Here is a 23,930-nt window from a genome sequence, read left to right as displayed (position 1 = left end):
CGCCCTTCATGCGGTGCGAAGGATTCCGTCAAGCATCTCGGAATTGCGGAAGGTCGTATAGCCCATGTCATCAAGGGGATAATCCCAGGTTCCGCTCTGATGGATAATATTCCCGCCGAATCCCGTTTTAAAGCGGTACAGTCCAAAGTACGGGTGAGTTTCGTCTTTTCCTGGTGAAACCGCCCCCAAATCATAGTTCAGGCACCCTTTTGACCGAGCAATCTGCATTGCCGTCCATTGGGTTAAATAAGGTGCCATCAAATTCCGTTTCTCATTAGAAGAGGCGCCAAAAAGATAGGTTGCCGTCTGGCCCGAGATCACGATAATGGCCCCAGCGAGCAAATCCCGACCGTGCTTTGCGAGAAGGAACAAAACCTTTGCTGAATCGGGAGCCGAGGATTCTGAAGGGAAAAGCGCTGCGAAGTGCTTGTATTCGCAGAGTTGAAAATGGTTGCGCTCTGCTGTCTGCCGGTGGAGTTCGTAGAAGGCCGGGAGTAAATCCGGAGAGGCTTGGAACACCTTAACCCCTCTTCTTTGAGCCAACCGGATATTGTACCGCGTCTTGGACTTCATTCCGGACATGAATTGTTCTTCACTACGGCGCAGATCAAGCACGAGTCTATCAGTAAAAGTGAGATCAACCATCGCCTTTCGAATGTTCCAGCGCTTCGTGCCGAAATTCATACGCAACTCCTGTAATCGCGTTTCAGGACGCTCGAATAATTGGCGGTGCAAACAACCAATGACCGAATGATCTGCATACTGTGATTTCCAAGGGAGATCATACCGGATGAAGGCTACCGAGGGATGCAAATGTCTCTTTACCTCACCAGATAGTGCCTCCAGGAAAAGTCCGTACTGATCCAGTTCAGGACTGAATTCAGGGCCCTGTGGAACATAGGCCACAGCGATCCCGGGCAATACGGTCCTCGTCAGAACAAGGAAATCACCATCTGAGCCCGAAGACGTGAAATCGAATGCGAGCGGCGTCCAACCAAGGTGAGACTTGACGGTGCTCCAGAATCCCGTCTGGAAGACGATATCCGTAGGGAGAAGCCTCCCTGCTTCCTTTTGTCTCAAACGTATCTTAATGTTATCCCGGTCCATTGCTTATAAACTCAACCTTTCAAATTGGTGGATAGTTTTCCAAACAAAAAATATCTCTATAGGCCTATTAAAAACATAAGTTGAATGGCTCTTTCTTTTGATAATGTGGATTTGCAATAATTCACAATAAGATCAAAAAAGAAGAGACCCTAATGGCTCATGAGGAGGATTTCTCACAAACTCAAGCCGAAATTCGGGTCCATGTGCAAATTGGCCGTTACTTTCTTTTGTTGATCGCTCGCCAGCCACCAAGTGGCGAGCAGATCGGCCGGTAAATTTTGCTCATGTCACGGGCCTGTTCGATGACGTAGAACAATTTTGGGTCAATGCGCCGAACGTCTGGGAGTATCCATTTCAGATCTCGGCGCCGGCAGGCGATATAAAGTTCATTGACCGGTCCCCGCATGCCCTCGCCCTGAAACACGGTGACCGGTTGACCCTTTCCTCTCAAATGCGTTGCGATAATGGGACCTTTGTCTGGAGTGATAATCCTGAGGATTTTGGTTCCAAAGGCCAGTTTTCGCTCTACAAGAATCCCCACCACGTTGCCGGTGGCAAAACCAAATGCATAAAAAATGACCAGCAGTGGTTTGTCCGTGATCTGATTGATTACCGTGCTGGCGACGGTCACCCAGATGATGATTTCAAAAATGGCCAGACAAAATGCAATGGCGGTTCGTCCTTGAACCGTGACGATCGTTCGAACGGTGCCGATGGACACGTCACAGATCCTGGCAAAAAAAATGATGACCCCTGTCAGGAGAATATTTTGATCGATCATATTTTATTATCTTTCCACATAGCTTGGTGATTGCCTGAGAGTACACAACCTTTCAGTCATTATATTCCAGTCCCACGCCATGCCGGACAGGATCATCTTCCGCCAACAGCGATGCCCTTTCTGCACAGCACTGTCGCGACCTTATCTTCGTTTTTCAGAAATGCATCAAAGCTATCAACCCCGAGCCAAGCGTTGGTTCCCGTCAGGCGGTCTCTTGTTCCGCCTCTCGTAGATGATTCCCCCGGTTCCGTCAGAAACTTTCCTTAAACGCCAGTATTCCTCTCTGATTTCCTTTAGCCTTACCGCGATATCCTTGCAGGCACTCATGGACGAATTCATGGAGTCAACGATCTCTTCAAAGTGGTGGTGAATCTCTTTGCCGACATCGTCCATGTTGAGTGCTTTATCGGCTTCCGTGCACTTATCCATATTTTTTTTAAGGTCCGTAATAGTATCCTCGGCAATGCTAAGGTTCATCATGATTGTACTCAGCGGTGATGCCAGATCATCCGCGAAGCATCCCGCGAGCTGACCGATAGACTCAAGTTCCTTCCACCGCAACGCTTCGCTGATGTTGGTAACGATTCCATGGTAAGATATCGCTTTCCCGCTGACATCTCTTCTGGCACTACCGTTTAAGTCAACCTCGATGATTTCTCCCCTGTTATTGCGGAGCATCTCCCTACCATAGGACGCTGTGCCCTTTTCCATCAACTCCATTAAAAAGGCATCGCAGGATCGAGGATCGACAAAAAACTCCTTGATGTTTCTGCGAACCGCCGCCTCCTTGCTCTCCAGCCAGAGCAACTCCACCCCCGCAGGATTAATGTCGATAAAGCTCCCATCGGGTTCCAAAACATAGATCATGTCTTTGGATCTTTCGAATACTCTACGGTATTTTTTTTCACTGGCATTCAATTCCTCTAAGGCTTTTGTTTTCGAAGTAATGTCCTCGATAAAGCGATTGAGCCTTCTAACCCGTTTATTTTCCCGGTACTCCACTTTCCCATAATCCAAAACCCATCGGACTTCATTGTCTGGTCTCGTAACTCTGTAAGTCACCTCGCCGGAACCTTCCGCTTCCAAGTTTTGGTAATGCCGCAGCACCTTCTCCCTGTCTTCCTCATGAATAAAATCAAAAATGCTCCTTTTCTTGGCAAGAAACTCCTCTATTGGAACGTCATATAACGCCTCTGCGGCAGGATTGGTTTCGACAAGGTGCGCATCGAAAAAAGCGGCATCTCTAACCTTGACTTCGTCATCCGGTTCGCTGAATGAAAATGACAGTATCACGTGACGCATGGAGTCGAGAATGTTTCGCAACCTCTTTTGAAGTCTCTGGGTTTCAAGGGTTTTCTGCCGCCTTTCCGTTATGTCGGTCAACCACCCAAGGATTGCGTTCCGTCCGCCGTACCCGATAACGCACATATCCATATCCACCAGCACTGGTTTTATATGTTTGGCATGCAGATGAAATTCGATTTGGCTTTTCCGGCCTCGTTGTTTTCCAATGTCTTTAACCCGTTCCATCACGTGTTTCGTGTCATTTGAGGAAACGAAATCCACAAAGGAGGCCCCTATGATTTCAGGAATGCTCTTTCCAGTCAGCCGGTTGAAAGCAGGATTTGCAAAAACGATTTTACCATCCTGCATTATAACTATGCTTTCGTTAACGGCAGATACGACAGCCTTGTAATCCACACGGTCGCCAACACGAATATCTCTCTCTTGTTGTTTATTCTTTCTCATCGTGTTTTCCAGTCGATAAAAGAGCGAGGGGAAAGAATCCGCCTTCAGCATAACCTCTCATGTAGCGCTGAAGCCATAAATAAGGACTCTACCCCCGCACATATTCTGTCTCTCAGAGAGTATACAGCCTTTTAGGCAATATATTTCAGCCCCATGCCATACCGGACAGGCTCACCTTCCGCCAGTTGCCGATGCCATTTGACTTCCGCCACACATATGGACCGCGGCCGCCCCTCGGCTACCATTGATTCCGGAATATGCGGGTAGCCGACCATCCGTACAATGAGAATGGTTCCGGCCTTATATTCACCGGTCGTTTCGATATAGAAACCTTCGCTTGAAAAATTGTGCATAAACCCATCCGACGCACGGGTAGTGCCACTACTAGTGAATGGTCGGCAGGTGATGGCTGCCTCAGTGAGATTTCGCAGGGCGGCTCGGTCAATCATCCTCTCTCCATTATGTCTTCCATGTTGCTCATCAAGCAGACTGTCTATCCAATCATATTTGTCACAGAAGATATGATGTTCAGGGCCTTGCATATTTGTGCTTATTTTTTTCCAGAACTCGATTTAGCCATCCAAAACACTGATAACCAGGACGATGATACCGGTCGACCTGGTTGACTCCACCCGGTGAAGTGCCATTTTTCGTCAATTCAATCCATTCGACGAAACATTCCGCACCGCACCAGCACCATGCAATGATTCAATGATGGATGGTATCTGGAGGTTTCAGTATCAGGATGCAACGCTTTATAAATTATTCGATATATCCACTTGCCTCAAGGCGCCAATCTTCTTGTCATAGAGAATTCTACTTTTTACATAGCCACATTCATTTTGGCTTCAAGTCAAGCACGCTGTTGTAAGTTCCGAAAACATTCGGGCAAGTCTGATCATTCCGAGGATCTTCTATCCACTTTTCATTTGCTATAAATTTATACTCATAGTTTCCCGGCGGGATCATCATGGTGCAACTCCATATACCATTTCCATCATTTTTCATGGGATGAGAGTTAGGACTCCACTCGTTAAAATCCCCTGAAAGGAAAATCTTACTGGCATCGGTGGATTCAAATATGAACGTAACTTTTTGCCGCTTCATTTTGGGTGCATGCCTTGCTGTTTTCATGCAGCAGCTCCTTTTAATAGTTATTTATGCAATCGTACTTATTTTTGTCTCGATGGATTTAGGCCGTAAGGGGACAAGCCCTCATGGTCTCTCTGATTTTCTTGTAGACATCTGAAAATCGAATCAGGCCCACAATTTCATGTCTGTCTTTTACAAAAAGAGACCCGTGGCGGAAGACGACAAAGAGATGAAAAGCTGCGTCTATTTTATCATCGACATTCACCATATGGTCAGGTATCGGCAATTTGATAAATTCATGGATTTTGAGGGAGCGAGCCTTTTTCCACAACTCGCCAAACGGCGTGTACCACAATCGATAAACCTCCTTCATCGACTCTATTGATCTTTGAACCATCCCATAATAAGGAGTGGATTTAGGGATGTCGATGTTGAGGTATTTTGACTCCAGGCCCTTTACAACGTCTATTGGAGACAATTTCCCAAGGATTTTCCCCGTTTCACCATAGACTATCAGAATTCTTTCAGGAGCCTTCCCCGACTTAAACTCCTGATCGGCCTTTTCCAAGGCTTCCACAGCTTCCATGAAAGTGGCTTGACTGGAAATCTTGGGGGAACTCATCAATTGTCCGCATCAATTCCCTTACCATCATCTTTTCCATAATGTTTCTCCTATACTCCCTGATTGACTACCATATCCATATGCACTCAAGCTTCTCTGAGCGTAAGAGCCTTCAAAGTCAACCGATGCAATATTTCCCCGTCGTGGGTGACAAGACTGCCTTTAACGATTTCATCTTTCAGATCGATTTTTCCCGTGCCTTTTTTGAACAGATGTTTGACAAAATAGTATAAGTTTTCAGAGTACAGTGTGCTTGCGTCCATCGCCATCACGCCTGAAAAATTCTTGATTCCGCAGACATAAACGCCCAATCTCTGTATAACTTTCCCAGGTTCGGTCACTTCGCAGTTATTCCCATTTCCGACTGAGATATCCATAATGACCGAACCCGGCTTCATGGTGAAAATCATCTGTTCTGTAACCAGAACAGGTGCAACCTCACCTGGAACGTGAGCGCTGAGAATTACCACGTCAGCATCTTCCAAATGAAGAGCGATGATACTTTTTTCAATTTCAAGCCACTTCCCGTTTACTGATTTCAAGTAGCCTTCTTTTGCGACTGCCAATTCTTGGGGAAAGTAAAATTGGATCACCTTTGCTCCCAATCTTCTCGCCTCAAGGGTGGCATTTTCGCGAATATCAAGTGCCTTGACAACGCCGCCAAGCTGTTTTGCTGTGGCAATAGCCTGGAGTCCCACAGCACCTGTGCCTATGACTAAAAATTGAGCCGGCCCAATTGTACCATTCGCGGTACTGACCTTCGGCACAAATCTCGGCAATTGATTAGCCGCCATGATAACGGCCTTATACCCGGTGACCGCGCGCATGGAAGATAAGGCATCCATTCTCTGGGCACGAGATATGCGCGGGATGCCGTCCATTGTGAAAGTTGTGATGTTTTTATCTATGAGCCGGCTGATCATGTCATGATTTTCAGAGGCGTCCGGATTCAGGAACGTAATCAAAATGCTCCCGTCCCTAAGCATGTTCACCTCGTGCTGTTTAACCCTTTCGTTAAACACCGGCTGATTTACCTTCAAAACGATATCGGATTCGGCGAACAGACTTTCCGCATCAGGAATTAACTTTGCTCCTGCAAATTCGTATTCATCATCGCTTATATAAATTCCCTCCCCAGCCGATGATTCTACTGCCACATCAAAACCCAGGTCAATGTACCTTCCTATGATCCTCGGTATGGCCGCCACTCTTTTTTCTGCGGTCAAGATCTCTTTTGGTATTCCGATCCGCATAGCTAAATCATTCCTTGTCTCTTCGCTATCTTTGACCCTGTATAATCTTGATCACAGTACATGCATAATTTTTCTTCAGGTGATATTTGATCTGCCTTCTCCCCCGTAAACAGGACACGGATTTTATATCTTCTTAAAGCTTTGAGCTCCTGGTGAAAAATATGCACTCCAAATGGATAAATTTCGCCCAAAGAATCGGTATTGATCAGTATGCTATGAAATTCGTCGGCATTCTTTCTAAGCTTCTCAATAAGATGCCACGTCGAGCTGCCGTCAAATTCACCTATTAGTTTTAAGTACAGAGTTCCAGGATTTCGATAGGTGAAAATTTTAAATTTCGATGCCATGATATGTCTCCTCTTAATGGTTCAATATTCTTATGATTGACCTTCAGTCTGGAATCAGGCATTTTACGCCAAAATATGGACTGGAAATAAAAGAGTTGTTTTGAAAAAGGCTTTCACCTTCTTTTCTTGCTGAAGAATCATCAAACTCTTCGCAATGTAAAACAGGCCCTCCTTCTTTCGAGCTGTTTCTTAAATAAAGACAATCCGATCGGTACATACAAGTTTCGCATATTCCTGGATTGTTGGGCGTTTGAGCCATGATGGTCTCCTTTTTGAAGCAAAATAACACTGATTTATCGATTCTTTTTACCCTATTGTTCTAAAGTTGCCTTTCTAATGCACAAATTTCCGAGTGAAGTTTCGTTAATGTGTCGTGGAATATGGGAGGATAAGGTGTAGCCCTTAGTCTTTCGAGTACGTTCCGTACTGACATGTTTATTTCACTGCTGAAACCATCTTGGATATTTTTAAGCATTTGTATTAACGCATCACTAGCCAGAATTCTCACATCGTAGTAAATATTGTCATCATCTAGAATGTTAAGCACCTGGCGAATTAACTGATGACACGGGCTCTGAATTTCCGCGGCTCGTTTTAGCACCTCTTCGCGAAGCCGCCAGTTTCCCTTGTATCTGAGTATCCTGAGCAGCCCTGGCTGACACTCAGACAAGAGGTCCGCGCCAGCCAACTCATCAAAGATTTCCAGAACCACTCCCCAATCGGTAAGGTTTCCAAAAGGATCTTCTTTCATTGAGTTACTCCTTTACCGCAAGAACGGCTTTAAAAAATATTGGGCAAAGAAAAAGAAAAGGATGTTTCCTGAAACTTCATTTCCAAATTTTCAAAAATCATCATATTCCATGTATTCCTAATACTTATCCATCTGTGCAGGCGTTAGACCGTTATTCTGTTTTGAATCCGTCTGGTCGATTGGAACCAGCGGGTCGAATAGATGCCGGTCAAGGCTTTTGACCTTGCCTTCCGGTGTAATTAGTTGAATATAAGTATCTCCAGCATCGTCAAGTATGATGAAAGGCATTCCGGAAGCTCTATTTCTGACCAGATCCATGTGAATTACCTCCAAAGGTATAATTTTTTCTCTTTCGCTCACAGGACAGGCGTATTTCGTTAAGCGCCGTCGTTCATTGCGATGGAATTTTAGCAAGGTTAATGCCAACCGCGCTTTTAATGACATAAGGACCTGATATGTAAAACAAATGTGATTAAGTTTGGAATCAAAGGAAATACTTGAATGGGAATAAAACGCCCGCCAAAATTAATAAAATGTGATATAACATATTGAAATATTATAAATATTTTATGCGGGCGATTTCGCCCACTTGGCGGGCGTTTTTTTGAACTTAAGTCAAGGACATCTTCCGGAAAAGCGCTCTTCTGGAAATACCCAACATTTTGGCGGCCAGGGTTCGGTTGCCTCCCGCCTGCTTTAAAGCTTTTGTAATGAGAGATTTTTCCAATTCATGTAAGGCTTCGTGTAGATTAATTTCTTTTGTGATCGGTGCTGTCTTAGGCACGGAACCCGGCGAAAGAAATTCGATGCGACCCAAGGTCACGTAACGCTTTAATACATTGCGTAATTCGCGGACATTGCCGGGCCAGTCATACTCCATCAGAATATCCAATATACGACCTGGCACTTTGGAAATGCCGGGGGGAGCCTTCATCTTTTCCAAAAAATGCTCCACCAACAAGGGGATGTCTTGTCTGCGTTCCCGCATTGGAGGCAACTGGATTTGGATCACCTGTATACGATAATAAAAATCATGTCGCATGCGACCGGCGGTTACTTTATCGACCAAGGGCACATTTGATGCAGATATGATGCGAAAATCCGATGACAGGACTTCCGTGCCGCCGACCGGACGGTACTCTCCTCCCTCTATGGCTCTTAGCAGTTTGGCCTGCATATTAATGGTCAGCTCACTGACTTCATCGAGAAACAAGGTGCCGCCGTCGGCTATGTCCAGGTAGCCCGGCGCATCGGCATGGGCGCTGGAAAAGGCCCCTTTACGATGTCCGAAAAACTCCCTTTCAAACAATGATTCTTGAATCGCACCACAGTTCACCGCCACGAATCGCTTATCTTTTCTGTCACTATGATTGTGTATGGCGCGGGCGACGAGTTCCTTGCCCGAGCCTGTCTCACCGAATACCGCAACACAGGCATCCGTTGCGGCAGCCTTGAGGATCAGTTCATAGACCGTTTGCATTGCCGGTGAACGACCCAGAATTTCACCAAGTCTATACCTTTCCTTCAAGGAAGATCTCAGAGCCCTGTTTTCATTGTCCAGTTGCGCCGCAATTTCCTGGGCGGCAACTTGCTGTTCTTTTATCTCAGTAACGTCTTTAAAAGTTGATAACAAAGCCGGGCGCCCCTTAAAAGCAATGGGACTGTGACATACTTGGACCCAAAACCTCCTATCAGATCGCTTCAGCAAATAAGCTTCCTCGACCTTCTTTGCGATAACACCACCTACCGTCGGCTTATAGAGCATCGCTATTTCATCCGCCTCTCCTGCGGAAGGGGCTTGGACTTTGCCATTTATTATATCATCTACAGATGAAACGTTGAACATCTCACAAAAGGATGGATTTACGTAGTAAAACCGTGAATCTTGAACTAGGGCCACACCTTCGGCGACTTGCTCGGTAAGCACTCTGTATCGTTCTTCGCTCTCCTTGAGGCTCTCTTCGGAACGCTTTAGCCAAAAAACCTTACCCAAACGTTCGCCGATGACCCTTAAAAGCCGGTCCTCCTCTTCGAGAAAGACCCCCTCATTTCCATCCAGCGGTGCCTGTGTATAAAATACGTCCACATCCCCGACATGTTGGTCGTTCAGGATAATTTTGGCATTCTGTCGATAACGTGTTTCTTTGAAATTCTGAGAGGTATACTCTTGACCGTCTATTCTAATCCGTGCACATGCGTTTTCCGGATACTGCCAGGCCGCGGGAATAAGCTCCACTGAGCGCTGCATAATCCATGACAATGAAACATCCTGGTTTTCGAACAGATTGGATATGCCGTACAGACAATTGAGTTCCTTGATCCTTTCGGTCAACGCGTTCGGGGCGGTGGATATCTCCAGCGGCTTGCAGTAATCATTATTTTGGCTATTTCCCATTTGTTTAGCGCTCTTATCTGTTATTTATTTTTCATCATTTATATCATACTTGATAGGTCACCCCGAACACCGTATCCGAAAGCCACTTCTTGAAGCCAGGGTTACCGCAGAATTGCTTGAACAGCTCGGTACTCTGCATGTGACGCTCATTGGCCATGCCGCAGTTGCTCCGCCTCGTATTTTTCAAATGCGTCGTAGTTCGGAATGCCACGCGAGCGATTACGCTTGCCTTGAATGGTCTGGTCCACCCGCCCCTTGATGAATACGCAAAGTTCCGCGAAACGCAAAGCATGGATAAAGAACGTTTTTGCCTTGAACCTTCGCTGAATGCTGGTGTGAATTTCGGCATGGCTGAAGGGACGGAAACTGCCGTAGCTGGCGTCGGCCTGACGATAATCGAAGTAGCGCTTGATCAGATAGTCGATGTACCCCTTCTTGATGGTGTCCGCGCCGATGGAATCCACCGGGTATTGCATCCGGGGCGACCGTTTGCGGCCGAAGGTCACGGTGTTGGCGATAATGCTGCTGCTGACACTCGCGGCATTCACGTTCACCGACTGCCTGGGGCTCTTTTCGGACCGCCGGGGTGATGCCCTGTGCGTCCAGAACAGTTCCATCTTCTTCGAGTGGACATCCGCCGGTGAAATCTCCCCGCGCGTGATATTGGAGTGGCAGTTCCTGCACACGACAATCAGGTTTTCGATCTTGTTGTTCGAGGGGTCTTCATCGATATGATGAATCTCCAGTACAGCCACATCCGCGATACCACAGAACGGACAGCGATTGTCGGCTTCTTGATAGAGCTTCTTGCTCGACAAGGATGAAACCGACTTGCGCTGTTTCGGGCGCTTGCGCGCTTGGTCATCGGGTTGGGGCATTTCTCCGCTGCCTTTCATAAGTCCCCCAGATTTCGGCCGAGCCTTGTGATCCGCGTCATCAGGAACTTTCTCCTTGAAGCACCCGCCTATCCTCCACGGTCTTGACCTGTTTGCCCAGGTGGTTGAAGGACTCCACCAGGAAACCGCCGGTGCCGCAGGCCGGGTCAAGGATCGTCTCGCCGAGGCGCGGATAAAGGGCCTCGACCATGAAGCGCACCACCGGACGCGGCGTGTAGAACTCGCCCGAGTCGCCGGCCGCGTCTCGCATCTCCCGCAGCATGGATTCATAGAGGTGGCCGAGGGTGAAAAGCTCATCCTGGGCCTCGAAATGGATCGCGTTGACCTGATTGATCACGTCGCGCAGGATGTAGCCGGACTGGATTCGGTTAGCCAGGCGGCTGAAGACGCTGGCGATGACGCGCTTGCGGCTGGTAGGGCCGTTGTGCAGGCCGCTCAGGTAGGCGAACAGCCCTTGACCTTTGGTCCCATCGGGCCGGACAGCCTCTTCCTGGTTGATGAAGGCGATCAACTCCTGACCGGTAACACCATTTTCCTGAGCGGCCCAATCACGCCACCGGTAAGGCGGTTCGACGGTCGGGCGGTATTTCGTTCCCCTCATCTTGGCGCGCGACGCTTCGATCTGCTCCAAGTCATCGAGAAACTTGAGAAACATGACCCACGTCAGGAGCGGCAGCCGGTCCAGGTCGCCGGAGAGACCCTTGTCTTTGCGCATGATCTGCCGGCATGACTTGATGACGCTGCCCAGACGCTCGGCCGTGGTTTTGGGTTGGGTCACTTTTTTAGTTCGTTTTGCCATTATCTTCCCTTAAGCCGCATAGAGCAGCGTTTGCAGTTCTCGAATCGCTTCGACCAGCCGGTCTTCACCACCGAAATAACGGGCAATCTGAATTACATTCCCACGTTTGCTGATTGGAGGAACCTCCAACACATCAGGGATGACGAATTGGGCGGTGCCATGCTCGGTGTATTTATCGAGAAGTTCACCGAGAATTTCCCGCGCCTCGGGGCCATATTGATCGAAGAAATCCTTTTTCTCGGAGCGCAGGCGCTGGGCGCGCTCGCGCCGTGTCCGCAACGGAGCGTTAAAGGCGATATGGCACAGGAGGTCGAGAGGGTCGGCATCGGGTTGATCCGCCATTGAAGCCAACGCGTCGAAATCGATGCCCCGTTCGCCCAATTTATAGATAATCTCTTTCCGATGGTTGGGGTCAGCCCAGTCATTCCGAAGTTCGGCCGCGTTCCGATAAAGCGTCCGCACCTTTTCCGCGGTGTAGTCTGTAAAGTGTACGACCCTGAGTTGATTACCGTCGGCGTCAAGCTCATAGACAAGGTGGGCGGCAATCTCGACCTGGCCGCCATCGAAGTAGAATTTGCGCCTTTCGGCGGGAGCGCCTTCATCCGGAGGGAGTGGATCGACAATCACCTCGTCGCCTGCTTCGGGTTCTTCCTCCGGCGTCATGACCGCTTCCGAATCGGTGGGCCGGCCTTCCTCGTCGATATGCTGCTCCGTTTCAATGGACGGGTCACCGTCGAAGTCCGGGTCGGCGAACATGCGGGTGGCAGACCCGGTGTAATCGAGGATGCTGAAAAAGAACTTGCCGTAATCGTCCCGGACACGGGTCCCTCGCCCAATGATCTGTTTGAAATCCGTCATCGAGTTGATGACCCGGACGAGCACGACGTTCTGGACCGTCGGCGCGTCTATGCCCGTGGTCAGCATCTGCGATGTGGTCAAAATGACCGGTGTCCGGCGTTCAACGTCCTGGAAATTGCTCAGATGGCCTCGACCGATGCCGCCCTCGTCGGACGTGACGCGGCACACGTAATCGGAATGTTGGCGGGCCAGGTCGGAATTCAGGTTGTTCAGCGCGCGGCGCATCTCATCGGCGTGCTCCTGATCGACACAAAAGACGATGGTCTTGTCGAATCGCCCTGTCTTATTTAGAAATTCGGTCAAATGCCTGGCGACGGCCTCAGTCCTGGCTTTCAAAGACACGATTCGTTCGAAATCGTTGGTGCGGTATTCATCGTCCGGGATTTCCCGGCCGTAGCGGTCAAGGTCTCCCTGGCTCGGACGCCAACCCGCCGCGTCCCAAGTGGTGATGACGCGGTGGACCCGATAGGGGGCCAGGAACCCATCGTCGATCCCCTGGCGAAGGCTGTATTGGTAGATGGGATCTCCGAAGTAACGGTATGTATCGGCGTTATCCTGTCGCCGCGGGGTTGCCGTCATCCCCACCTGGAATGCAGGTTCGAAATACGCAAGTATAGCCCGCCAATTGCTATCGTCCTTGGCGCTTCCTCGGTGGCACTCGTCCACGATGATCAAATCAAAGAAATCCGGCGAATATTCGCGATAGAGTCCAGGTCTGCGTTCGTCTCGAGCGATGGCCTGGTAGATCGTGAAGTACATTTCCCGGCTCTTGTTGGCCACGCCCCCCTCTATTTTCCAGCGCGCATCGCCAAAGGGAGCGTATATCTTGGCCATAGGGTCATCGACCAGGACATTGCGATCCGCCAGATACAGAATTCGAGGCCTCCGGTAGTCCCCGGTTCGGTTCCAGCGCGATGACCAAAGCTTCCAGCAGATCTGGAACGCCACGACGGTTTTGCCCGTCCCAGTAGCCATTGTCAGCAGGATGCGACGGCGTCCCTGAAGAACCGCCTGAACGGTTCTGTTGATGGCGATCTCCTGGTAGTAGCGCGGCGATTTGCCGCTCAAATGATAGGCCGGCGCAAGAAGACGTTCCGCCAACTCGGGGCTGAGACGCTCCGAATTGACCAAACGCGCCCACAGTTCTTCCGGTGTGGGGAAATCTGCTATCTCACGCTCGAGACCGGTAATGTAGTCAAATTCCACGATACCTTGGCCGTTGGTCGCGTAAGCGAATTTTAGGCCGAGGATTTCCGCATATTCCTTAGCCTGTTGAAGACCCTGGCCAGGGTTGGCATATGAGGGTTTCGCTTCGACCACGGCTATGGGCATATCAGGGCGGTAACGAAGAATGTAGTCGGCGCGCTTTCCGGGTCTTCTGCGTCCCTGGCGGCCGGACACAATGATGCGGCCATCGGTGAAAGTGACCTGCTCGTTGATGCGGTGCGGTTCGTCATCCCACCCCACTGCTTGGAGCTTGGGGACGATATAGCGGCGGCAGGTATCGGCTTCGTTCAAGGCCATGGCTACCCCTGCCTCCCAGGCTCATTTTGCCGCTTCATCCATTCGTCGATGGACTCCCGAAAAAAGCGCAGGTGTCGTCCCACTTTTTGGGCCGGGATTTTGCCCTCTCGGACGAGCTTGTAGAGCGTCGACTTGGGAATTTTTAGGTAAACGGATAACTCCTCTATGGTCAGGATGTTGTCCGATTTGTTTTCCATCAGAAGCACCTCTGTAGTGTATGGGCAAAATTATCCTAATTATACCTCATCACAGAGAGGTAGTTTACAGTTCGTGTCAGTTCGTGTCAATTGTTTTTTTAGAGTGGCCAGCGGATTCAATCAAAGGCCGACTCAGCGCCAAGTACCGTCTGATAACGATTTGAACCGGCCTCTTATGTTGCTTCCGGCAACATAGACCCAGGCAGTCAGCATCTTTCCTCGGTTCATACATACCGTGACCAAAACGCGGCGGTAGAGGCAGGGACCTCCGGGGTGAAACCCCTCCAGCCGGTCAATGGCCAGGAGGCGGGTCTCGGGGTCGTCGAAGGTGAGGAGTTCCCCGTACACGTCGCCCCAGGGCGCGCCTGTGCCCTTCTTCGGGAGCCGGTCGGGGGTTGGCTCGGGATTGGGAATGCGAGCCACGACGCGCGCTTGTGTGGCCACGTCCGCGAGTGGATTGGTGGTCCCGACGGCGAGGATGTCCTCTTCCGGGACCTGCAGGACCGGGATTCCGGAGGATGTCTCGAAGAGGCGGCCGCGGACCAAGGCGTCCTCCACCGCCAGGACTCCCCGGCAGAAGCGGTCGTGGTTCCAGAAACCGCGCTTCAGTGTGCCGTAGACGAAGAGCCTCAGCATTCCGTTTGTGTTCGCGTTCGAGGGTTCTTTTGGGTTCATTGCCTGCTTCATCGGGTTCATTGGGGTGTCTGTCATGGTTCCGCCCCCTTTCTCTCCTGTGCGACGAACTCGAACGGCTCCACCGAGTACGCGGCCAGGTCCTCGCGCCGGAACACCACCAGGCTCATGGGCGGGACCGGAAGCTCCCTCCAGCCTTTTTCCTCCGCCAGCACGGCGTCCAGATACGCGGGGTCCGAAGCGTAGAGGACGGCCTTGCGGCGGGGATGCCACCGCAGTTCCAAGGGCCTGTTCCCCTTGAGCACAAAGACGGTGCCCGGATCGGTCCGGCAGGCGATGACGGCGGTGATCTGCCCGCGGCAGCGCCGGAGCCGGGTTTTGAACCGTTCGATGTCCATGGCCCCGTCCCGCGCGGCGTTCGCGGCCAGGCGGAACAGAATCTCGCTGTCCACCTCGGCGAAGCGTCGCATCTTCCAGCGCCGGAAGAGGTAATCGGCGTTGTAGATGGTGCCGTTGTGGGTGCCGATCACCTCGCCCGCGCGAATCGGATGGTTGTTGCTGTTGACCTGTTCGTCCCCACGGGTGCGCCAACGGGTGTGCCCGAGCAGGAGCGCGGCGCGTTTGTCCATGGAGGCAAGGAGTTCGGCGAAGGCCTTGTCCGTGACGAACCGCTCGGCCGTAACCGGGCGCTTGAAGAGCCGGTGGCCGCCGTCGGCATCGAGCCAGGCCGCGCCGGTGGCATGGGGCCCGCGCTCCTCGCTCAGCAGCAGTAGGCGGGTGAAGAGCCAGGCGAGGTGCTCCCGCTCCTCGACGCGCCGCCGCTTTTTTCCGAAGATGACGCCCGCGAGTCCGCACATCAGGGTTTCCCTCCCTGCGGATCGACGATGAATCCGCGGAAGACGCCCTCGGCATATTCCTTCGGGTGCTCTTCGATCCAGTGCGTGGCGTCGGGCCAGCCGAGCTCTCCGGCCAACCGGGCGACGACCGGCCGGTCGAGCATGTTGGTCAGCCCCGAGAGCCGGACCGCGTCGATGCCCTGCCAGACCAGGGCGGAGATGGGTATCCGGGCGGGTTTGTCCTCCTGCACTTCGGCAAGACCGTGTTTGATCAGCGCATCGAGGAAAGATGCGGCCTTTTCCTCTGGCGTGTCGCCCCGGACCGTAAGCTCGACACCGGCCAGCATCTTGGCGTTGCGCAGGACCATGTCGATGTAATCCTCGATGTCCCGCTGGTCGGAAAAGAGCGTGGCCCCTTTCATGGCCTGGACCACGTCGGTCAATGTCTCCCCGGTGAAGACCTCGCCGTCATCTTCCAGCGGTTGCCCATTTAGCGCGGTGTTTCGGATCAGCACTCTCATGACGCACCTCCTTGAGCCCCGCCAGTTTCGCCACCCGAAAAAGCCGGAGGCCGGGTTTCAGGCCCGGCCTCCGTGAGGGGTTCCGCCTTTGGGGCGGGTTGTTCGTCTGGTTTCACTCTGCCACGTTTGAAGGCCGAGTCCCCCGGCAGGGCGGAGATCAAATGCTTGCGCGCGGTCTTGAACTCGTCCCCGATCAGCCCCAGGTGGAGCAGGAAGACCCGGAAGTCGTACCGGGCGCTTTGAGGATCGAAGGACCGCTTGCGGCTCGATGCGGCCCGGCCGTTCAGCGCCTTGGCTGCCACGGCCAGTACCAGTTGGACGTAGGCTTTCACCTTGCCCGCGTGGAGCGTCCCTTCGAACCAGCGGAACTCGACCGTGCCCCGGTACCAGACGTTGTGCAGGTTCACCCCGTGGTAGCGGGTGCTGTCGTAGTGCTGGGGCTGCCGATTATGGTAGCCGTACCAGATGTGGTTGAGCTGGTCCCTGGTCCTGGGACGGCGTCGCTCGATCTGCGCGATGAGATCGTCGCTCACCGGCTTGCTGTAGCTCCGGCGGCGGGTCTCGTTCACTCCCAGAGCGGTGAGGATGAGCGCTTCCTGTTTGTAGACGATCTTGGCGAGATTCGCGAGGGTCCGGCCGTCAAAGGCTGTGGCGTCGACGTGGACGTGAATGCCGCAACGGTCGTCCACCTTGGCTCCGCAGGCCCGCAGCGCCCGGACGACTTCCTGGAGGACGGGGATGTCCTCGTAAGACAGGACGGGGCTCACCACCTCGGCCCGCAGATGGACCGGCACATTGATGAGCGAGCCGTCGGATACCACCTTCCAGACCCGTCCATGGTTGTCGGTGACTTCCCAGGGGTCGAAGCTCCCCGGACTGCCGATGTGGCGGACCTGGCCGCCCACCACCGAGTGGATCGCCTGGGCGACCCTCTCGCGCGTCCGTTTGACCGTCTCGATCTCGATTCCGAAGTTGATCCGGCGTAAGTCCATGGTCTCTCCTTGCGTTCTGTAAGCCCTTTCCCGGCAAGGGATTGGCTCTTGTGTTCACACACATACAGGCTTCTTTCCGAACAGAAAGCAAGGCGTTTCCGACGTATAACTCCTTTGATTCCAGTGAGTTATGTACACGCTGCCACAACCAGCGGAAACACGCGGGGTTACGGGATTTCCTGGCATCAGAAGAAAAGAGAGGTGTTCCGGGGATCAGGTCTGCTTCCAGATTGTCACTGTGTGTTTCTCCCACTTTCCGCCGCCGGCGAGGTCGGTGTTGAACCACTCGTCGCCCACGGATGGAGCAGGGATGGCGGCGTCGCGCTCGGCCTGGGTGCCGACGCCTCGGTGGATGGCTTCCCGCGCGGTAAGCCCCTGGTCGAGCCGGTCCGGCCCGAGCAGGTCCCGCCAGCCGAGGGCCGGTGCCCGCAGACGGGAAACAAAGGTCCGGTAATCGGTGGCGTCCTTGGCCGCTCGGTAGAGGAGCAGCGAGCCGCCAGCGTCTTGAACCAGGCTCGGCGTGTAGCAACGCTCGAGAAACGGCCCGCTGCCGTTTTTGAACACGGGGTTGATCTCGGCCTTACGCCAGTGGACACGGTCCCAGGACCATGCGTAGCCGATTCCGGCGTTGCCTGCGGAGCCGCCGGAGTAGAGCATCCACCAACGCCCGTCACCGAGTCGCTCGACGTGGGCGGCAGAGATATAACCGTTCGCGCCTTCCCAAGGCTGCGGATCGATCAGGCCGGAGAGGATCGGGCCGTTCCCGAACAGCTTCCATTCGACCGCATCGTCGGAGCAAGCCAGGCCGAGGCTGTCGTTGCCGCCGGTCGAAGCGATGAAATACATACCGTAGCGCCAGGTGAAAGGTCTCCCTTCGACCGAGGTGGGCAGCGGGTTGTACCAGAGGAAGGACGGCCCGTAATGGCCGCGGTTCCAGACCTGGACGCTTCCCTCAGTAACCAGATCGCCGGAACATGGGGTGTCGACCGTGAACGCGGCAGGGTCGACCGACGGATCGCAGACCGCGGTTCGCAGCCCGGCCATGGCGTAAGGCTGGTTTGGAACGTCCGGGTTCCAGTAGAGGATGCGCAGCCGGTTTGCGGTCTCCAGCGCACAGACCACGTGATAGCCGTTGGCCACGATCCCGACGACCTTCTTTTCCGTGTCCCAAGCGAAGCCGTCGTCGGAGAAGGCGCAAGTCATACCCGCGCCGTCGCCGTAATAGGCGATGAAGTTTCTGGCGTGGGTTCCATCATGGAAACCATCCACGGCGCGAAGGACACGGACATAGTAAGCGCGCCCGGCGGCAAGAGGCAGAACGTGCGGGTAGCGGTGGTCGAAGACGACCGGCGGAAGCCCCTCGGGCGGTTCCGCTCCGGAGGGGACCAGCAGCAGGCCGAGGTCCACGGCGCGGAGCAGGTCAGGGGTCATCGCCTGAACGACGGCGGTCTTTCCCGGTCCGAGGGTTCCGGTGAACCCCGGCAGCTCCAGAATCGTATCGGTGTTGCTCTTTATGGTGATGCTCATAGTTGGTTCCTCCCGGCCTGCGCCGCAAGCGCCGCGGCGGACAGGTCTTCATGTAGGTATCCGGCGTCCATCAGTTCCCGGTTGATCCGCCCGGCTTCGAGTTCCTCCCGCCGGATGCGGGCCATGAGTCCGGCGAACGCCTCGGCGGCGTCCGTGGAGATGCCGTGTCGCTCCTCGATGCGCCGCATGCGGGCGTCGAGGTTGGCAAGCAAATCGAGCGTGTGATCCCGCAGGACGCCCTCGCGTTTTTCCTGTGGTGACGGAATGAACTCGGTCAATCCGCCTTGTCTGCGAACGATCATGGCATTCCTCCGATCAGCTCAACGTCGCACCGAGGGTGTGAATCCTCGGATACACCAGGTTGTTGCCGGTCATCTCCGCCTTGTAGCGGACCTTGTTTCCGTTCGGATCTGTGAAGGTTCTGGTGAGCGTGTACTCCGTCCACTCCTGGTCAATCTCCCGCGTTATCTGGATCGACATCGGTTCCCAGGTTGACCCGCCGTCGTTGGAGGCGAACCAATCAATGGTGGTCCCGCTGGGGATGTTCATCTGCGTGTAGACCTTGGTGGAGGAGACACCCTGGGTGAGTTCGTTCTCACGGTTCAAATAAGCGCCCGTCGGGTCGTTGAGATACCCGATGAGGTTGACGTCCTTGTAGTTCAGCACAGGGGAGTCGTTGGGAACGTTGGAGGAGAGGATCGCCCTCACAAGCACCTGCGCACCGAGGTTGGGCAGCCGCTCCTCTTCCGCCGGCACAATGGCGTCCCAAGTCATCCCGTCGTCGGTCGAGTATTCCCAGACAATGCCGCAGCCCTCCGGAATGGACGAATACTCATCCAGGTTCAGGTCGCTGAACTGCACACCGGTGATGGGCTGGAAGCGGACCTCGCCTTCGGACTGGAAGTCGTAGCCGTAGATTCTCATGGTGAGATCGGAGCTGTTGAGCGGCGTCCAGGTTTCGGCGTTCGAGCTTTCCAGCAACACGCCGGCGGTGTAAGTCTGACGGGTGATGACCCCGTTTTGTCCCAGGCGGCCCAGCGTGGCGATGCGCACCCGGTAATTGGTGCTGTTGGTCAGCAGCACGACTGCGTAACTGGTGTTCGCCTCCGCGTAGAAGGGATCGTCGAAGACGATTTTGGTCTCGGAACCTAAGGCGATCTCGCTCGGAGCGATGACCTTCTCGGCCAGGATGACCTCGTTGGGAAGCCCGGTCGTGACACCGCGGATCTGAATGGTTACGGGGATGGAAGCGTCTTTCTGCGTGAAGTGAAGCCCCACGGCGGAGATGACCCGGTTCTCCCCGAAGCTGAAAGTCTGCGCAAGCGGGTCCCGGCGGCGGGTCACCCAACGCCAGCGCCATACGGTTCGCACCACGGGGACGCGGATGATGCGCGGCGGCACCTGCTGGATGATGGTCTGACGCTGCACGATGGTGCGGTTGACCACGACCCTTTCGATTCGCGTGATGACCAGGGGATCGTTGACCTGAAGGTTGGCTTGCGCCGAGTAGGTGCCGTCGGTCATTTCGACCACGCGGTTGCCGTTGCGGACATCGTCGGGAATGACGAAGGAGGCGATGACTCTGCCCACTGCGTCGCCGCTGAGACCTGAAGCCACCACCTTCCCGTCGCAGCGCACCGTCACACCGGTCGCGCCGGGGGTGAAGTTGGAACCGACCACAGCCACGCCTGTCTGACCGCGCCGACCGATATTCGGCGTCACCTCCACGGCGGCGTCTGGTTTTTCGAACACGGCGTAGGGATTGATGTTCTTGTCTTCGGACCAGTCGGTCTGCTCGATGAGTACGAGCTCCGTGCCCGGCAGGAGAACGAGGCTGTCCTTGAAAAGGGCGTCACTCCCGGCGGAGTCAACATCGAGCACCTGCGGCGTGGCTGCTCGGTTCGGGGCGGCGAATTGCCGTACCTCATCGATGCGGGCGCTCCACTCGCTGTGGTAAATGTCGGACTGGGCGTCGTTCGAGAAGTCATCGGAATAGACGCCCTTCTTGGTCTGGGCGTCCCGGTTCTGGAGCTCGTTGTTCATCTGGAACTGGGCGTCGTTGTACTTCAAGTCCTCGACGTCCTTGATGATCTCGTGGATCTGGTCCATGGTGATGCGGGTCAGCCCGAAATTGAAGACCGTCAAGTCAACCGAGTTCGGCGGACAATCGACGCTGCACAGTCCGAGCGTGCCTTCCGGGACGATGGGCAGCTTCGGCCAGTCCGCCGGAGCGCCTTCCAGCCGTTTGATCTCGCGGGTGGTGGCGTAGATGATGTCCTTGCGTCCGATGTAGTAGTCATAGTCGATGCTGCAGTTGGAACCGCCCACCGGCTCGTCGCCGATGTCGGTGCGGCCGAAGTTGATGATGGAAAGGTTGCCCGGTTCGATCTGCACGGGGGACATGGTCAGGCCGCTCGTGTTGGATGCGGGCGGGTTGCCGCCCACGATCTCGTCCACGCCGTCGTCGATGTACGACGTGACCCCGGCGGCGACGTCCTTGAGCCGCTGGAAATCGGCGCGGACCGTGTTCTGGGTGCCGCGGTAGATGCGGTACCCGGTCGCCCCGCTGACCGGCAGCCAGGAGAGGCGGTTGATTTCCCCGGTCAGGGTATCGCGCGACACGACTTTAGCGGAATCGTATTGAGTCTCACCGGTGGCGCTCTGAACGGTGACCAGGTAGAAATACTCGTCCGCCGTCGGGTGCCCCGAGCGTCCGAACCAGCCTCCGTCCGCGTAGTCCGTCCCCTCGATCATCTGCTTGGTGTAGGTCCAGCGGACGGTGTACGTCGTCCCGATGGCGGGCTCGTTGCCCGAACCCAGCCAGTCCACGTAGTTGCCGGATTGCTGCCAGTCCGCGCCTTCCTGGAAGACCGTCGCTCCCTGGCTCACCTCGAGGATGTCCACCACCGGGTTGGGGACGAGCAGGTCCTCGCCGCCGCCCACCGATCCGCGGGTGATGTTGGAGACGATCTCGACGATGCCCTCGACCTGGGTGGTTTCCTTGAGGGGCGTGTTGTTGAGCGCATAGCGCCGGGTGCCGACCACGTAGGTCTTCTGTTCGCCGCGGACCGACTTGACGGCCGTGGACTTGGGCACCAGGGTCGTGGTGGGCATGTCTTTCTGCAGACGGAAGCCTTGGATGTAAGCGCGGCCCGCGTTGGTGATCACCTCGACGTTCTCGCCGTCGTTGTCGCCGATGAAGCTGTCGAGTCCCTTGACCAGATAACTGCCGGCCTGGTCGTAAGTCCGCTCGGCCAGGTTCTGGAGAAGCGAGTTCAGCCCCTCGGCGGCGGCGAAGGCGAGTTGATCCTCGGTGATCGACGCCACGGTGATGCGGCTTCCCGGCAGCGTCCCGAGCAGGTCCTGCAGATAGAGATTCGACTTCTCGCGGACGGTCGCTGTCACGTCGCCGGTCTCGCGGTCGAACTTGTGGACCGCGACCACCTTGCGCTGTGTCACATTGTTGGGCAACGCCTCGCCGCTCGTGTCATGATCCTTGAGCGACAGGACCCACTTTTCCCGCTCCGCGGTCGGTTCACCCGTCGCAGGGTTGATGAGCACGGCGTCCTGGTTGTATCCGTAGTTGTATTTAAGAAGCTCGACGTAGACGTAATCCGCGCCGCTCGTCTTGGCCGGGTCGTAGGTGAGCACCGCTCCGGGCACGCGCTCCAGACAGCCGTCGATGTAGACTATCCCTTCGGCCACGGTGAGCACGTTGGCCGCGACCGTCACGCCGAAGCCGCTGACGATGGCCCCTTCTTTGAAGAGGATATCCGCGAGCTTCCTGCGCTCTTGGTTGATGATGTCCTGCTGCTCGTTGAGCTCCGAGTCGAGCAGGTCCCGGTCCTGGTGGTAGCGGACCCGCTTGTAGTTTTTTGTCGGGTCGAACGTATCGCGCGAAATGGACATGGTTTTTCCTCCTAAATCTTGATGACCCCGACCAGCTCCACCCGCGTGTCCGAGGTCTTGTTGAAATCGGGGATGTTCTTCACTTCGTACAGGTAGCCGGGATCGAGCACCTCACCGGTAGGGTTGGTGTCGGGGTGATAAACGCCATTCGCGGCATAATCGGACTGGAGTCCGGCGATGTAGGCCACGTCACCGCCGAAGAAGCCGTATTCCCGGATGGTGATGCCGTTGGCTTCGTTTTCCTCGAAGCGGAAGAAGACCCCGATGGTCTGGGTCTCCTCGCCGGTTTCGATGTAATGGATGCCGTTGACGATGAGCGTCCCTTCCGGGTCTTCTTTAAGAAAGGTCCGTTTGTAGTGCTTTTTGCGGGCCCGCTCGTTCTTCAGCGCTGTCTGATCGATGTCCGGCGCGGGCGGATTGACGGGATCGGTGAACGTGGCGTCCCCGTCGCCGATGGCGCAATGGGTGATGCCCTCGATGGGATCGCCCATGAGCAACCGAGCGGTGAGGATGCGGCCTGTTTTGACGATGAGTCCAAGTGACATACGTATTCCTCCTTCAGGTCTGGATCGAGTGGCCTTCGCGGATCAGCACGGCGAAGACGGTCAGGCGGGCGTCCGCTTGACCGGTCGCCTCGCGCACCACGAGTTGGGCCGAGTCCGACGTCCGTTCGATCTCGGCGAAAACCACGAAACGGGTATCGCTGCGACGTTCCATAAGTCGGTGAACCCGAACGGCCGCGTCGGAGAGGACGGCCGGAAAACGGACCACCCATTCGCGCAGGTCGAAGCTCCGCAGAATCGATCTCACGACCACGGCCTGGGTGTCGGCATAGGCGTTCACCTCCGCCGTGATCCGCAGGGCCGCGTCCTCTTCGCGCCGGATGGTCCGCGTCGTCGACGCCGCTCCGACGGCTTCGAAAATGACCGCCGGCAAGGCTGGCATCTGGGCGCGGTTCATTGGAACCACGGAGCCCGGGAAGGGCCGGACGGAGAGTGTGTTTCCGCTACGGGTTGCCACGTCTCAGCCTCCCGGTGATTTTGTTCGCTTTGCCGACGTTCCGGATCACCCGGAACATCTGGGTCAGATGTCCGGGGTTCGCCGCAATCTCCTTCTTATTTCCAGATTTCACCGCCATGGA

General features: G+C 54.6%; 26 protein-coding genes. All 26 read right to left on the bottom strand.

The window, feature by feature from the left end:
• Nucleotides 1-6 precede the first annotated feature (6 nt).
• The 26 genes from RBT11_12750 to RBT11_12625 all read right to left on the bottom strand — a co-directional run bounded on the left by RBT11_12750 (nt 7) and on the right by RBT11_12625 (nt 23,927).
• Nucleotides 7-1,107, bottom strand: coding sequence for a peptidoglycan bridge formation glycyltransferase FemA/FemB family protein (locus RBT11_12750; protein MDX9787645.1), 1,101 nt, complete (start codon nt 1,105-1,107; stop codon nt 7-9).
• 217 nt (nt 1,108-1,324) lie between these two features.
• On the bottom strand, nt 1,325-1,888 hold the full coding sequence (locus RBT11_12745; GenBank protein ID MDX9787644.1) for a DUF5698 domain-containing protein: 564 nt from the start codon (nt 1,886-1,888) through the stop codon (nt 1,325-1,327).
• A gap of 174 nt (nt 1,889-2,062) precedes the next feature.
• Nucleotides 2,063-3,637, bottom strand: coding sequence for a PAS domain S-box protein (locus tag RBT11_12740; protein MDX9787643.1), 1,575 nt, complete (start codon nt 3,635-3,637; stop codon nt 2,063-2,065).
• A gap of 131 nt (nt 3,638-3,768) precedes the next feature.
• Nucleotides 3,769-4,086: a hypothetical protein gene (locus RBT11_12735; GenBank protein ID MDX9787642.1), complete on the bottom strand. Its 318-nt coding sequence runs from the start codon at nt 4,084-4,086 to the stop codon at nt 3,769-3,771.
• A gap of 388 nt (nt 4,087-4,474) precedes the next feature.
• The gene (locus RBT11_12730; protein MDX9787641.1) at nt 4,475-4,771 is read right to left on the bottom strand and encodes an isoamylase early set domain-containing protein; all 297 of its coding nucleotides are present in this window, start codon (nt 4,769-4,771) and stop codon (nt 4,475-4,477) included.
• Between the two features lie 58 nt (nt 4,772-4,829).
• Nucleotides 4,830-5,351 carry a hypothetical protein gene (locus RBT11_12725; protein MDX9787640.1) on the bottom strand — a complete coding sequence of 174 codons (522 nt, stop codon included), beginning with the start codon at nt 5,349-5,351 and terminating at the stop codon, nt 4,830-4,832.
• Between the two features lie 86 nt (nt 5,352-5,437).
• A complete protein-coding gene (locus RBT11_12720) occupies nt 5,438-6,604 on the bottom strand; it encodes an NAD(P) transhydrogenase subunit alpha (GenBank protein ID MDX9787639.1) in 1,167 nt (388 codons plus the stop codon).
• 2 nt (nt 6,605-6,606) lie between these two features.
• Nucleotides 6,607-6,951 (bottom strand): hypothetical protein, encoded by a 345-nt coding sequence (locus tag RBT11_12715; protein ID MDX9787638.1) that lies wholly within the window; start codon nt 6,949-6,951, stop codon nt 6,607-6,609.
• A 43-nt stretch (nt 6,952-6,994) separates the two neighbouring features.
• Nucleotides 6,995-7,210 (bottom strand): hypothetical protein, encoded by a 216-nt coding sequence (locus tag RBT11_12710; protein ID MDX9787637.1) that lies wholly within the window; start codon nt 7,208-7,210, stop codon nt 6,995-6,997.
• A gap of 60 nt (nt 7,211-7,270) precedes the next feature.
• Entirely contained in the window at nt 7,271-7,702 is a 432-nt protein-coding gene (locus tag RBT11_12705) for a hypothetical protein (GenBank protein MDX9787636.1), read from the bottom strand.
• A gap of 117 nt (nt 7,703-7,819) precedes the next feature.
• Nucleotides 7,820-8,146, bottom strand: coding sequence for a hypothetical protein (locus RBT11_12700; GenBank protein MDX9787635.1), 327 nt, complete (start codon nt 8,144-8,146; stop codon nt 7,820-7,822).
• A 166-nt stretch (nt 8,147-8,312) separates the two neighbouring features.
• A complete protein-coding gene (locus RBT11_12695; GenBank protein MDX9787634.1) occupies nt 8,313-10,034 on the bottom strand; it encodes a sigma 54-interacting transcriptional regulator in 1,722 nt (573 codons plus the stop codon).
• Between the two features lie 209 nt (nt 10,035-10,243).
• Entirely contained in the window at nt 10,244-10,993 is a 750-nt protein-coding gene (locus RBT11_12690) for an HNH endonuclease signature motif containing protein (protein ID MDX9787633.1), read from the bottom strand.
• A 40-nt stretch (nt 10,994-11,033) separates the two neighbouring features.
• A complete protein-coding gene (locus RBT11_12685; protein MDX9787632.1) occupies nt 11,034-11,792 on the bottom strand; it encodes an N-6 DNA methylase in 759 nt (252 codons plus the stop codon).
• Nucleotides 11,793-11,801: 9 nt separating this feature from the next.
• A complete protein-coding gene (locus RBT11_12680) occupies nt 11,802-14,174 on the bottom strand; it encodes a DEAD/DEAH box helicase family protein (protein MDX9787631.1) in 2,373 nt (790 codons plus the stop codon).
• Nucleotides 14,175-14,176: 2 nt separating this feature from the next.
• Nucleotides 14,177-14,371, bottom strand: coding sequence for a helix-turn-helix domain-containing protein (locus RBT11_12675; protein ID MDX9787630.1), 195 nt, complete (start codon nt 14,369-14,371; stop codon nt 14,177-14,179).
• 132 nt (nt 14,372-14,503) lie between these two features.
• A complete protein-coding gene (locus tag RBT11_12670; GenBank protein MDX9787629.1) occupies nt 14,504-15,082 on the bottom strand; it encodes a gamma-glutamylcyclotransferase family protein in 579 nt (192 codons plus the stop codon).
• Nucleotides 15,079-15,861: a glucosamine 6-phosphate synthetase gene (locus RBT11_12665; protein MDX9787628.1), complete on the bottom strand. Its 783-nt coding sequence runs from the start codon at nt 15,859-15,861 to the stop codon at nt 15,079-15,081. Before RBT11_12665 ends, RBT11_12670 begins: the two co-directional genes overlap by 4 nt.
• Complete coding sequence (locus tag RBT11_12660; protein MDX9787627.1) at nt 15,861-16,361, bottom strand: DUF5049 domain-containing protein; 501 nt, start codon at nt 16,359-16,361, stop codon at nt 15,861-15,863. Before RBT11_12660 ends, RBT11_12665 begins: the two co-directional genes overlap by 1 nt.
• A complete protein-coding gene (locus RBT11_12655) occupies nt 16,358-17,353 on the bottom strand; it encodes an amidoligase family protein (GenBank protein MDX9787626.1) in 996 nt (331 codons plus the stop codon). The genes RBT11_12660 and RBT11_12655 overlap by 4 nt, the downstream gene beginning before the upstream one ends.
• A gap of 213 nt (nt 17,354-17,566) precedes the next feature.
• The gene (locus RBT11_12650) at nt 17,567-18,880 is read right to left on the bottom strand and encodes a hypothetical protein (GenBank protein MDX9787625.1); all 1,314 of its coding nucleotides are present in this window, start codon (nt 18,878-18,880) and stop codon (nt 17,567-17,569) included.
• The gene (locus RBT11_12645) at nt 18,877-19,182 is read right to left on the bottom strand and encodes a hypothetical protein (GenBank protein MDX9787624.1); all 306 of its coding nucleotides are present in this window, start codon (nt 19,180-19,182) and stop codon (nt 18,877-18,879) included. The genes RBT11_12650 and RBT11_12645 overlap by 4 nt, the downstream gene beginning before the upstream one ends.
• A 13-nt stretch (nt 19,183-19,195) precedes the next feature.
• Nucleotides 19,196-22,789 (bottom strand): DUF4815 domain-containing protein, encoded by a 3,594-nt coding sequence (locus tag RBT11_12640; protein MDX9787623.1) that lies wholly within the window; start codon nt 22,787-22,789, stop codon nt 19,196-19,198.
• Between the two features lie 11 nt (nt 22,790-22,800).
• Nucleotides 22,801-23,334, bottom strand: a complete 534-nt coding sequence (locus tag RBT11_12635; GenBank protein ID MDX9787622.1) for a hypothetical protein — start codon at nt 23,332-23,334, stop codon at nt 22,801-22,803.
• Between the two features lie 13 nt (nt 23,335-23,347).
• A complete protein-coding gene (locus RBT11_12630) occupies nt 23,348-23,749 on the bottom strand; it encodes a hypothetical protein (GenBank protein ID MDX9787621.1) in 402 nt (133 codons plus the stop codon).
• 46 nt (nt 23,750-23,795) lie between these two features.
• A complete protein-coding gene (locus RBT11_12625; GenBank protein ID MDX9787620.1) occupies nt 23,796-23,927 on the bottom strand; it encodes a hypothetical protein in 132 nt (43 codons plus the stop codon).
• Between the last annotated feature and the right edge of the window lie 3 nt (nt 23,928-23,930).

The organism is Desulfobacterales bacterium (assembly GCA_034003325.1).
Classification (GTDB): domain Bacteria; phylum Desulfobacterota; class Desulfobacteria; order Desulfobacterales; family JAFDDL01; genus JAVEYW01.
Note: the sequence above shows the minus strand (reverse complement) of the source record. Positions and strands in the feature narration are given on the sequence as shown.